The organism is Xanthomonas sp. SHU 199 (genome assembly GCF_000364665.1).
GTDB classification, from domain to species: Bacteria; Pseudomonadota; Gammaproteobacteria; order Xanthomonadales; family Xanthomonadaceae; genus Xanthomonas_A; species Xanthomonas_A sontii.
Genome location: NZ_AQOI01000045.1, coordinates 1 through 11825, shown reverse-complemented (window position 1 = coordinate 11825; position 11825 = coordinate 1). Strand labels below are relative to the sequence as shown.

Sequence of the window (11825 nt, the reverse complement as noted above, 5' to 3'; positions counted from 1 at the left end):
GCCCGCCATGACGCAAGTGCTTCAGATAGCGCTGGCCGTCGACCACCGCGACCAGCGCGCCGCTGGCGGCGATGCGCCGCGCGGCGTCCTGCCGCTGCGCCGGGCTGCCGCTGGCCAGCAGGATCACCAGGCCCTGCGGCGCCCCCTGCGGATGCACCAGGGTCGTGCGCCCGTAGCCACGGGCATGCAGCGCCCCCGGCGGAAAGTAATAGCGCAGCAGTGCATAGCCGCTCAGGCCCAGCACCACGCTCGTCAACAGCAACACGCGCAGGAATTTCATCGACACGCATCCATCCCGGCCAACGCCGAGCCTCTGGACAACCACGGGAACGACGAGGCAGCGGCGGACGACGCAGACGGGTGGGCCGGAGCCCGGATCGGCGGATGCGCTGCGGAGGATGCCTCGGCGATGTGGGCTGGGATGGATGCGCGGGGTCGCACCTGCCTACCCGGAAGTTCCTGCACACCTGTGGGCCGGGGGGAGCGGCGCGCGTCACGTGGCATCGACGCGCATTGTGCGGATGCACGACATGCGCCGCAATAATGCCGTCACCTGCCTGCAAGGTTGCGGTTAAGCCAGGGCGCGTCGAACGCCGTGCGCTGGTTCAGTAGCCGTGCACCGGACGGTGCGCCTTCACCGCCATCACCAGGCCCAGCCCGGCCAGCAGCGACACCGCCGAGGTGCCGCCGTAGCTCATCAGCGGCATCGGCACGCCGACCACCGGCAGCAACCCGGAGATCATGCCGCCGTTGACCAGCACGTAGACGAAGAACGCCAGGCCGGTGGCGCCGGCCAGCAGCCGCGAGAAGGTGTCGCGCGCCTGCGAGGCGATCCACAGGCAGCGCCCGATCACGATCAGGTACAGGGTCATCACCGTGGCTACGCCGATCCAGCCGAACTCCTCGCTGAGCACGGAGAACGCGAAGTCGGTGGTCTGCTCGGGAATGAAGTTCAGGTGCGACTGCGAGCCCATGCCCCAGCCCTTGCCGTGCAGGCCGCCGGAACCGATCGCGATCTTGGACTGGATGATGTTCCAGCCGGCGCCGAGCGCGTCGTTCTCCGGGTTGAGGAACATCATGATGCGGTCCTTCTGGTAGGGCCGCAGCAACCACAGCCAGGCCACCGGCGCGGCCGCGGCGACGCCGCCGACGGCGATGCCCACCCACCACCACGGCAGGCCGGCCAGCAGCAGCACGAAGCCACCGCTGGCGGCGATCAGCACGCCGGTCCCGAAGTCCGGCTGCAGCATGATCAAGGCGGTGGGAATGCCGATGATGACCGCGCTGACCAGCACGGTCGGGATGCGCGGCGGCAGCGGCATGCGGTGCAGGTACCAGGCCACCATCATCGGCATGCTGATCTTCAGCAGCTCGGCCGGCTGCAGGTAGAACACCTTCAGGTCCAGCCACTGCCGCCCGTACTTGCCGGTGCCCAGCACGAACACCGCCAGCAGCGGCAGCATCGACAGCGCGTAGATCAGCGGGGTCCAGGCGCGCAGGCGCAGCGCCGACACCCGCGACAGGCTCCACATCGCCGCCGCACCGATGGCGAACCGCGCGCCCTGCGCCATGACGAGGTGCATGCCGCCGGCGCTCTTGAGCACCGCCAGCCCCATCGCCATCAGCGCGCCCAGGGCCAGGCACAGCGGCCAGTCCAGGGTGCGGGTGAAGCGGCCGCCGATGTCGACCAGCCAGCGCAGGAAATCCTTCATCGCTCGTCCGGAATCTCGTCGGGGATCGCCGGCGCTGCGGACTGCAGCGGTACCACCGCCGCATCCACCTCGGCCTGGCCGATCAGCACCGGGCGTTCGCCGGCGGCCAGGGCGACCGCATCGGCGGCGGCGCGCGAGCCGGGATCCTCGGCGTAGTACAGGTGGCTGCCGAACGCGGTGGCGCCGCGCAGGCTGTCCAGCGGTTCGACCCCGGGCGGCAGCCGGCCGAGCAGCCAGGCATCGAAGATCTTGCGCGCGATCGGCGCAGCGGTGCTGGCGCCGTAGCCGCCGCCTTCCACCGCGATCGCCAGGGCGATGGTCGGCCGCTCCGCCGGCGCGAAGCCCTCGAACAGCGAACGGTGGCGCAGGTGCATCGGCAGGCTGCGCGGATCGACCGCCGCCAGTCCCTTGCGGCTGACCACCTGCGCGGTGCCGGTCTTGCCGGCCATCTGGTAGGGCGCGCCGACGGTGATGGCATAGCCGCTGCCGCCCGGGCGCATGGTGTCCATCATGCCTTCGCGCACCGCCTGCAGGTTGCTGGGATTGTCGCTGATCGGCTTGCTCGGTTCCGGCTGCACCGGCGCCCACGGCTGATCGAAGGCCTGGCGCGTGGCCATCACCAGGTGCGGCGTGCGCAGTTGCCCATCGGCGAGGCCGGCGACTCCGCGCACCAGTTGCAGCGGGGTCACCTTCCAGTCGCCCTGGCCGATGGCGATGTTGACCGTGTCGCCGGGGTACCAGGCTTCCTTGCGGCTCTTGGCCTTGTACGCCGGTGAGGGCACGATGCCGCCGGTCTCGCCGACCAGGTCGATGCCGGTGGGCACGCCGAAGCCGTAGCGGGTCATGTACTGGTCGACCTTGGTGATGCCCATGTCGATGGCCAGCTTGTAGTAGTAGGTGTTCACCGACTGCGCGATCGACTTGCGCAGGTCGGTCCAGCCGTGGCCGCCGCGGTGCGAGTCGCCCCAGCCGCGGCTGACCCCGGGCAGATAGAACATGCCGGTGGAGAGGATCTTGTCCTCCGGGCGGCGGGTGCCGCTGTCCAGGCCGGCCAGGCCCATGAACGGCTTGATGGTGGAACCGGGCGCCACGCCACCCAGCACCAGGCGGTTGAACTGCGGCCGCGACGGGTCGCTGTTGAGCGCCTGGAAGTCGGCGTGGGAAATGCCGTTGACGAACAGGTTGGGGTCGTAGGACGGCAGGCTGACCATCGCCAGGATCTCGCCGGTGCGCGGATCGATGGCGATGGCCGAGCCCTGGTAGTCGCCGAACGCGGCGACCATGGCGCGCTGCAGGTCGGCGTCGATGGACAGGCGCAGGTCGGCGCCGGACTGCGCCGGCACCCGACCGACGGTGCGGATCGCGCGGCCCTGCACGTTGGTCTCGACCTGCTCGTAGCCGACCTTGCCGCGCAGTTGCTCCTCGTAATAGCGCTCCAGCCCGGACTTGCCGATGTGGGTCAGCGCCGCGTTGCCCTCGCCCAGCGTCTCCAGGTCTTTCTCGTCGATGCGGCCGACGTAGCCGATGATGTGCGCGAACAGGTCGCCGTAGGGGTAGTGCCGGGTCAGGTAGGGTTCCAGCTCCACGCCCGGGAAGCGCCAGCGGTCCACCGCGAAGCGTGCCCGCTCCTCCTCGCTGACACGCAGCTTCAGGGTGATCGGGCGGAAGCTGCGGCTGGCCTTGCGCGCGGCCTGGAAACGCTCGATGTCTTCCGGCGACAGCGCGATGACCTTGCCCAGCTCGGCCAGCAGCGCGTCCATGTCGGCGACCTTGTCCGGGGTCACGTCGAGCCGGAACGCGGGCACGTTCTCGGCCAGCAGGCGGCCGTTGCGGTCGTAGATCATGCCGCGCCCGGGCACCACCGGCCGTGGCTTGATGCGGTTGGCGTCCGAGCGGGTGGCGTAGATGTCGTGGTCCAGCACCTGCAGCTTGAAATACCAGGCGCCCAGGCCCAGCAGCGCCAGCAGCACGCACAGGAAGCCCAGCGCGGCACGGCGCCGGAACTGCTCGGCCTCGGCGTGCGGGTTCTTCTGCGCGCGGCGCGGATGCAGGGCCATGCTACTTGCTCCGCCGGCCCAGCCGCAGCGCGTCCAGCAGCACGAACAGCGGCGGCCACAGCGCCATGCCCAGCAGCGGCGCCCACCAATAGTTCCACGGCAGCGTCGGCTCGCCGACGGCCAGGTGCACCGCCGCGGCGACGATACGGTCGTTGACCAGCAGGCCGCCGATCGCCAGCGCCTGCTGCGACATCGGGAAGAAGCGGATGCGCGCGCGGAAGCGCTGCAGGATGAAGCTCAGGATCACCAGGCGCAGCGCCTGCTCGCCCAGCACCCCGCCGTACAGCAGATCGGCGAGCACCCCGACCGCGAAGGCGAAGCCCAGCCCGACCTTGTCCGGGGTCTCGATCACCCAGTACGCCACCACCAGCGCCAGCCAGTACGGCCGCAGCGGCTGCACCACCAGCGGCAACGGCATCAATCCCAGCAACAGCGCCACGATCACGCTGACCGGGAGCACCCAACCTTTGCTGCGCAGGCGGCTCATTGGCCCGTCTCCTTTGGAGCCGGGCGGGAATCGGGAATGGGGAATCGGGAATCGGATGTCGCGCGTGCCGGCTTGGTCGGCGGCGGGGTGGTCGCGTTGCCGGACGGGTGCGCGCTCGGCGACGCAGTGACCGCAGCTCCGGCTGCGGCCGGAGCCGCGCCCTGCGCTGGCTTGGTGTCACCGCCTTGCGCTGCTCCAGCCACGGGCGAGGCGCATTCCGCTGCCGCGGACGCCGGCTTCGCCAATTCCCGATTCCCGATTCCCCACTCCCGGCTCTTCAGCAACAACACATCCCGCCCGCGGTCCAGCTTCGCCGCCGGCTTCAGCTCGCCGACCAGGAAGGCGTGGGTGTCGTCCGGGCGCAGGGCGGAGATGGTGCCGACCGGGAAGCCGGCCGGGAAGCGGCCGCCCAGTCCGGAGGTGACGATCTCGTCGCCCACCTCGACCCCGGCGCTGAGCGGGATGTCGCGCAGTTCCAGGCTGCCGCCGCGGCCGTAGACGATCAGGCGCACGCCGTTGCGCGCCACTGTCACCGGCACCGCGTGGTCGGGGTCGGTCAGCAGCAGCACGGTGGAGTGCAGCGGCGTCACCGCGATCACCTGGCCCATCAGGCCGCCGGCGTCGATCACCGCCTGGCCGACGTGCACGCCGTCGCGGCTGCCGGCATCGAGCACCAGGCGCTGCCGGGTCGGGTCCAGGTCGATGTCCAGGATCGGCGCCAACTGCACGTCCAAGCCGCGGCGCTCGGCCACGCCCAGCAGTTCGCGCAGCTGCGCGTTGTCCAGCGCCGCGGTCTGCAGCCGGGTCAGGCGCGCCTTGGCGATCAGCAGTTCGTTGCGCAACGCGCGGTTTTCCTTGACCAGCTGCGCGTGGCTGGCCGCATTCTCCTGCACCTGCGACCCCAGCCGCCCGGGCAGGCCGGCCAGCGCCCAGATCGGCTGCACCAGCACCGTGGCCTGGCTGCGCAGGCGGGCCAGCCAGTCGGCCTGCGCGTCGAGCACGATCAGCACCAGCGCCAACGCCAGGTAGGCCAGCAGGCGCGGCGTGCTGGCGGATTCGCCGGGGCGGGCGGTGACGGGAGGACCGGCGTAAGGAGGCACGGGCTAAAGCCGGGAATGGGGAATCGGGAGTGGGGAATCGAACAACAACAGCGCGCTCCCGGCGCGATCGGGCCGGAGCGCAGGCAGGCGAGTGGAGAGGGAGCCGGCAGTGCGGAGGCGGAGGGGCCATTCTATTCCCCATTCCCGACTCCCCATTCCCGGCCTCACATTCACTCCGGCGCGAAGAACTCGTTGCCGTGCATGTCCACCAGTTCCAGCGCACGGCCGCCGCCGCGGGCCACGCAGGTCAGCGGATCGTCGGCGACCTGCACGTGCAGGCCGGTTTCCTCGGAGATCAGCCGGTCCAGGTCGCGCAGCAACGCACCGCCGCCGGTCAGCACGATGCCGCGCTCGGCGACGTCGGCGCACAGTTCCGGCGGGGTCTGCTCCAGCGCCAGCTTGACCGCCGAGACGATGCCCGACAGCGGCTCGTGCAGCGCTTCCAGCACTTCGTTGGAGTTGATCTTGATCATCTTCGGCACGCCCTCGGCGAGGTTGCGGCCGGAGATCTCCATCTCCTGCACCACCGCCTGCGGGTAGGCGCAGCCGATCTCCAGCTTGATCCGCTCGGCGGTGGCCTCGCCGATCAGCATGCCGTGGTTGCGGCGCACGTAGTTGGTGATCGACTCGTCGAAGCGGTCGCCGCCGATGCGCACCGACTGCGAATAGACGATGCCGTTCAGCGAAATGACCGCGACCTCGGTGGTGCCGCCGCCGATGTCGATGACCATCGAGCCGCGCGCCTCGGTGACCGGCATGCCGGCGCCGATCGCCGCGGCCATCGGCTCCTCGATCAGGTACACGTCGCGGGCGCCGGCCTCCTCGGCCGATTCCTTGATCGCGCGGCGCTCCACCTGGGTGGAGCCGGCCGGCACGCACACCAGCACGCGGGGGCTGGGGCGCAGGAAGCGCGACTTGTGCACCTTCTTGATGAAATGCTTCAGCATCGCCTCGGTGTAGGTGAAGTCGGCGATGACGCCGTCCTTCATCGGGCGGATGGTGGTGATGTGGCCCGGGGTACGGCCGAGCATCTGCTTGGCCTCGGCGCCGACCGCGGCCACCGAGCGGGTGCCGCCGATCGCCCGGTCCTGGCGCACCGCGACCACCGACGGTTCGTTCAGCACGATGCCCTGGCCACGCACGTAGATGAGGGTGTTGGCCGTGCCCAGATCGATGGACAGGTCGTTGGAGAACATGCCGCGGAGTTTCTTGAACATCGGGGGATTGGGTCCTGGGGCGCGCGCCGTCGCCAGAATGGCGAAAAAATGGGCAGAAAACGAAGTCCGCTAGCCTAGCAACCCGCCTGGGTGCGGGCAAGGAAAATTCTCGCTAAAACCACGCGTTGCGTGGTATCGGCGGGACCGCGATGGATCGTGGTTCTGGCCCTGCCGGGCCGCAGCCGTTACCCTTTGCGCCGCGGCGACCCCGCCCCTCGCCCGCCTGAATGCGGGCTCATTCCTCCGCCAAGGCCTGCCCGATGTCTGCACTGATCTGTGGTTCTCTCGCTTACGACACCATCATGGTGTTCCCGGACCAGTTCAAGAACCACATCCTGCCGGACAAGGTGCACATCCTGAACGTGTCGTTCCTGGTGCCGCGTATGCGCCGCGAGTTCGGCGGCTGCGCCGGCAACATCGCCTACAACCTGCACCTGCTGGGCGGCCACCCGATCCCGATGGGCACGGTGGGCCAGGACTTCGGCCCGTACCGCGAGCATTTCCAGGCGCTGGGCATCGACCTGTCGCGGGTCAAGGTGATCGAGGAGCTGTTCACCCCGCAGGCGTTCATCACCACCGACCACGACAACAACCAGATCACCGCGTTCCATCCGGGCGCGATGATGCGCAGCTACGAGAACCACGTGAAGGACGTGCCGGGCGTGACCCTGGGCCTGGTCGGCCCGGACGGGCGCGAGGGCATGATCCAGAACGCCGAGGAGTTCAGCGCCGGCGGCGTGCCGTTCATCTTCGACCCCGGCCAGGCGATGCCGCTGTTCAACGGCCCGGAGCTGCGCCAGTTCATCGAGCAGGCCGACTACGTGGTGGTCAACGACTACGAGTCCAACCTGCTGCAGGAGCGCACCGGCTGGAACGAGAAGGACATCGTCTCGCGCGTGCAGGCCTACATCACCACCCAGGGCCCCAAGGGCGCCCTGGTCCACACCCCCGAGAAGACCTACGACATCCCGCCGGCGCACGAGCGCCGCGTGGTCGACCCCACCGGCTGCGGCGACGCCTTCCGCGCCGGCCTGATCTTCGGCATCCAGCGCGGCTGCGACTGGCTGACCATCGGCCGCATGGGCAACCTGATGGGCGCCCTGAAGGTCGAGCACCCGGGCACGCAGAACCAGCGCTTCGACTTCGACGAATTCAACGACCAGTTCAAGCAGCAGTTCGGTTACGCGTTGTAAGGCTGGGGCACTTCCGGCGGAACGGCAGCGTCGACGCCTGGCCATCGCGCTTGCCGGCCGCGTACCCGGCGGGCCGCCGTTCCACGACCGATTGCGACGCGGCATCCAGGCTTGCGGCGCCGATCCGGGCGGGGCTAGACTCGGCCGCCCGCGTCGATGGAATGATCGGATGGACACCGCGCCTCGCTGGACCGCCAGGATCCTGGCCGCCGCACCGATCCCGCGTGGACTGCTGCTCTCCCTGTGCTGCGCGGCGACCCTGTGCGCCTGCGGCAACGCCGCCCAGGCACCCGCGAGCGCGACTCCCTCCGTGCCCCCGACCGCCCCCGCGCCTGCCGCGAACGGCCCAACGGCGCCTGCTGCGACGCACGATGCGGCGGCCGCGCAAGTGCCCCCCGGCCACTATGCCACCCAGCCCGGCTGGGGCCAGCTGACCGTGCAGCCCGATGCACGCTTCACCCTCGAAACGCAGAATGTCGATGCCGGTTGCAGCTTCAGCGGCACGCTGCACGGAACCCAGGCCGCGGTCGACGACGGCACCTGCACACTGCAGTTCGCACCCAAGGCAGACGGCGTGGCGGTGTCCGCCACGGCCGGCGCCGAGAGCGCGTGCCGGGAGTACTGCGGCGGCAACGGCAGCTTCGCAGGCGACTATCTGAAACAGGCTGCGACCTGCACGCCTGAAGCCATGCAGCGAACGCGCAAGGCCTTCCAGGCATCCTACGATCGCAAGGACTATGCGGCTGCCGAAGCGGCGCTCGCGCCGCTCTATCGCGACTGCGTGGCGGCCCTCAGCTTCAGCGACGCCGGCGCCATCCGCAACGACTACGCGCTGACCCAGCATAAACTCGGCGACGATGCCGGATGCCGGCAGACACTGGCGCCCTACCAGGACGACGCCAAGCGCAGCGACGACGCCATCAGCGAGGGCATGACGCCCGCCCTCGTCGACGATTACCTCCGCGTGATCCGCGCCGCACGCACCAACCTCAAGCTCTGCGGAGAAGGCAGAGGCTAACGCGAGCGTCTACAGGCACGACACACCATCGGGGAACAGCGACATGTCCGATCCGAACACCGCCCCCACCGCGGCAAGGCCGCAACTCACCGACGCGCAACTCAAGACCTTGGGCTACTTCGCCATCGGCGTGGCCTCGGAAGGCAGCCTGGGCTCCAAGAATGTGGCCTATCACCTGTCGTTCGCCGGATCGGTCGAGGGCAACACGCTCAAACCGGTGGCCAACAGCGGCTTCAGCATCGGCACGCTGCAGACCGACCTGGGCGCACATCCGGACGTCGTCCCGACGCTGGTGGATGCCTACCAGACATGGGCCGCCCGGCAGACTCCGAGCCTGGCGCTTTCGGAAAACCAAAGAACACAGACGATCTCCGATCTGCAGCGCAATGGCGATGCCATCCGCGCGGACAACGGCCGCGCACCCGATGCAACCGTGCTCAAGAACCTCAATACCTTCCTGGCCTCCGATGCAGGCGTGCAATTCGTACACGATCGCGACCGCACGCAGATCGACCATCTGATGCGCGAAGGCGACGGCAAGAAGGACCATGGCGGCGCGCTGCACCAATTGCGCCAGACGGAGTTGTACAAGAACGCGAGCCTGGACGACCAGGCCAAGTACGCCACCGTGCTGATGAAGCTGGAGAACCAGGCCGGCAAGAGTCAGTATCCGAAGATCCTCAAGGGCATCAACGACGGCAGCCTCGGTAGCGTCGAGGACGTGGTGAACAAGGTCGACGCGCTGCTGCCGAACAAGACCAACAAGAAAGGCGAGGTGGTGCCCGACTACATCGAGAGCGGCGTCCACCACGCGCTCGCAGGTACCGAGGTGTTCAACAAGCTCCGTGCGGCGCAGCCCGGGAATCCCCTGCATGATGCTTTTGCGGCGGTTTCCGCCGACCCATTGCGCAGCCCGGTCGACCTGAAGGGCGATACCGCCCACGCGGATGCGCTGCATCAGTACAACGCGACCAAGACCCTGTTCCTGCAGAACGGCCAGTCGCCAAAACTGATCAGCGCCCTCGACCAGGACAGTGCGTTCGGCTACAACCTCAAAGGCCGGAACGGCAAGACGGTCGCGCAGTCGTCGAGCCTGTTCGGCGCGGACAACGATGTGGTCGTCTTCGATGGGAACGGTCACGGTACCGCCTTCGTCGGCGGCAAGTGGAGCGCGGTGCAGCGCGACGAGGTCAAGCGCGTCGGCAATGCCGATCAGAGCGTGGATCTTCAACTGCGCAAGGACGGCAAGAGCGAAACGCTGCTGCACGTACCGACCCCGGCGCAGTTGCGCGAACGCAGCGAGCAGCAGCAACCGCAAACGCCTGCGCCGGATCGCGCTCCGGCGTCGACACCCGGCCCGAACGACGCCAGCCACCGGAATCATGCGCTGCTCGAGCAGATCCGCGAGGGCGTCAGAAGGATCGACCAGGATCTGGGCAAACCGTACGATGCGGCCAGCGAACGCCTGAGCCGTGCTGCGTTGGCCGCTTGCCGGGACAATGGCGGCCCCGGCAACGCGCCGCTGGCGTCGAACGCACTGGAACGGGCCGATCGCGTGGCGCTCACCGAGAAGGGCCATCTGGTGGTGGTCGAAGGTGAACAGCGCGACCCGGCGCAAAAGCGCGCCAGCGTGGATGTGCAAGTGGCGCTCGCCACTCCGGTGGAACAGTCCGACCAGCGACTGCAGGCCGCGAACCAGGCGATCGACCGCGAACGGCAACTCACGCAACAGCAGGAATTGGCGCGCGAGCGGGACGCACCGAGCCGCAACGGCCCGGCACTGGCATAACCCGACTTCGGCCGGGCGCATGCGGCAGCGCGCAGCGCGCCGTCTGCGTTGCAGGCGGTGCGGTGCGGCACTCGATTCGATTCGCCCCGTTGCCGTTCCCGCACGCGACGGTGGATGCGGATGCACTACGACATGGCGCTGCCGGGGCGCGGCGCGTCCTGCACACCCACTGACAGTCATGATGGACGGAGGATCCCAGCGCGACCGGGGGATCGACGGCGGGCGACGCCATCGCTTTGCTGCACTGCGGGTTGAGCCCTGGCCTGGTTTGTGCGTCACTTGCGCAAGGGCCCCTGGGGGGGACGAGAGCGCGCCCATGTCCGAGTCGACTGTCGCCAGCCTCGCGCAAGCCAAGGTCGTCGCACCATCCGCCGCCGACGCCGACTGCGCGCCGCTGGCGCGCATGCGCCATTTCCGCCAGATCGAGTCCTTGCCGCCGGCGCTGGCACGCTCGTGGCGGCGCTGCCTCGACGAGTACGGCCTGGCCCCGGACACCCACCCCTCGCCGATGGTCCACGACGACGGCGAGCTGCGCGAGCGCCAGCAGCGGCTGGAGGCGCTGCTGCGCATCGCCAAGGTGGAGATGGAAAATCTCTACGAACAGATCGCCGGCGGCAGCTACGCGGTGGTGTTCGCCGACACCGAGGCCACGGTGCTGCACAGCGTGCAGGATCCGGCGCTGCTGCGTGCGTTCCGCGAGACCGGGCTGTTCTGTGGCGCCAGTTGGGCCGAACGCTACCAGGGCACCAACGGCATCGGCACCTGTGCGGTGGAGGGCAGTGCGCTGAGCGTGCACCGCGGCGAACACTACCTGGAGCGGCACCTGCCGTTGTCCTGCAGCGGCGCGCCGATCCTGGATCCGCAAGGCCATCTGCTGGCGGTGCTGGACGCTTCCACGCCCGACCCGCGCGATACCAAGCTGGTGCAATGCCATACCGGCGCGCTGGTGCGCATGTCGGCGGCGCAGATCGCCCGCGCATACTTCCTGGAACAGTACCGGCATGCCTGGATCCTGCGCTTCCACAGCCGCCCCGAGTTCGCCGGGCTGCTGCACGAGGCGCTGATCGCGGTCGGCGGCGACGGCCGCGTGCTGGCGGTCAACGAGGCCACGCTGGAACAGCTCGGCAAGCCCGACCGTTCGCCACTGGTCGGGCGCGACATCGCCCAGGTGATGCAGCTGGATTTCGACACGCTGGAGCAGCGCGCGCGCAAAGACGCCAGCACGTTGTGGTCGATCCGCTGCGCCTGCCAA

General features: G+C 69.2%; 9 protein-coding genes and 1 pseudogene. 4 read left to right on the top strand and 6 right to left on the bottom strand.

What is annotated here, in order from left to right:
• The 6 genes and pseudogenes from D183_RS0102465 to D183_RS0102440 all read right to left on the bottom strand — a co-directional run.
• Positions 1-280 (bottom strand): annotated as a pseudogene (locus D183_RS0102465) (virulence factor family protein); the annotation flags it as partial.
• A gap of 325 nt (positions 281-605) precedes the next feature.
• The gene (rodA, locus tag D183_RS0102460; RefSeq protein ID WP_017907587.1) at positions 606-1712 is read right to left on the bottom strand and encodes a rod shape-determining protein RodA; all 1107 of its coding nucleotides are present in this window, start codon (positions 1710-1712) and stop codon (positions 606-608) included.
• On the bottom strand, positions 1709-3769 hold the full coding sequence (mrdA, locus tag D183_RS0102455) for a penicillin-binding protein 2 (protein ID WP_017907586.1): 2061 nt from the start codon (positions 3767-3769) through the stop codon (positions 1709-1711). Before mrdA ends, rodA begins: the two co-directional genes overlap by 4 nt.
• 1 nt (position 3770) lies before the next feature.
• Positions 3771-4256 carry a rod shape-determining protein MreD gene (gene mreD / locus D183_RS0102450; RefSeq protein WP_010343694.1) on the bottom strand — a complete coding sequence of 162 codons (486 nt, stop codon included), beginning with the start codon at positions 4254-4256 and terminating at the stop codon, positions 3771-3773.
• The gene (mreC, locus tag D183_RS0102445) at positions 4253-5356 is read right to left on the bottom strand and encodes a rod shape-determining protein MreC (protein WP_017907585.1); all 1104 of its coding nucleotides are present in this window, start codon (positions 5354-5356) and stop codon (positions 4253-4255) included. Before mreC ends, mreD begins: the two co-directional genes overlap by 4 nt.
• A gap of 170 nt (positions 5357-5526) precedes the next feature.
• Positions 5527-6573, bottom strand: coding sequence for a rod shape-determining protein (locus D183_RS0102440; RefSeq protein WP_010343692.1), 1047 nt, complete (start codon positions 6571-6573; stop codon positions 5527-5529).
• Positions 6574-6833: 260 nt separating this feature from the next.
• Here D183_RS0102440 and D183_RS0102435 point away from each other — a divergent pair, with 260 nt between their 5' ends.
• From D183_RS0102435 to D183_RS0102420, 4 genes are all read left to right on the top strand, one after another.
• Complete coding sequence (locus D183_RS0102435; RefSeq protein ID WP_017911561.1) at positions 6834-7766, top strand: carbohydrate kinase family protein; 933 nt, start codon at positions 6834-6836, stop codon at positions 7764-7766.
• Positions 7767-8271: 505 nt separating this feature from the next.
• Positions 8272-8784: a hypothetical protein gene (locus D183_RS0102430; RefSeq protein WP_026144120.1), complete on the top strand. Its 513-nt coding sequence runs from the start codon at positions 8272-8274 to the stop codon at positions 8782-8784.
• A 43-nt stretch (positions 8785-8827) separates the two neighbouring features.
• Entirely contained in the window at positions 8828-10573 is a 1746-nt protein-coding gene (locus D183_RS0102425) for an XVIPCD domain-containing protein (RefSeq protein ID WP_017907582.1), read from the top strand.
• A gap of 316 nt (positions 10574-10889) precedes the next feature.
• Positions 10890-11825: sigma-54-dependent Fis family transcriptional regulator (locus D183_RS0102420; protein WP_017907581.1), on the top strand; the 936-nt coding region annotated here is incomplete at its 3' end.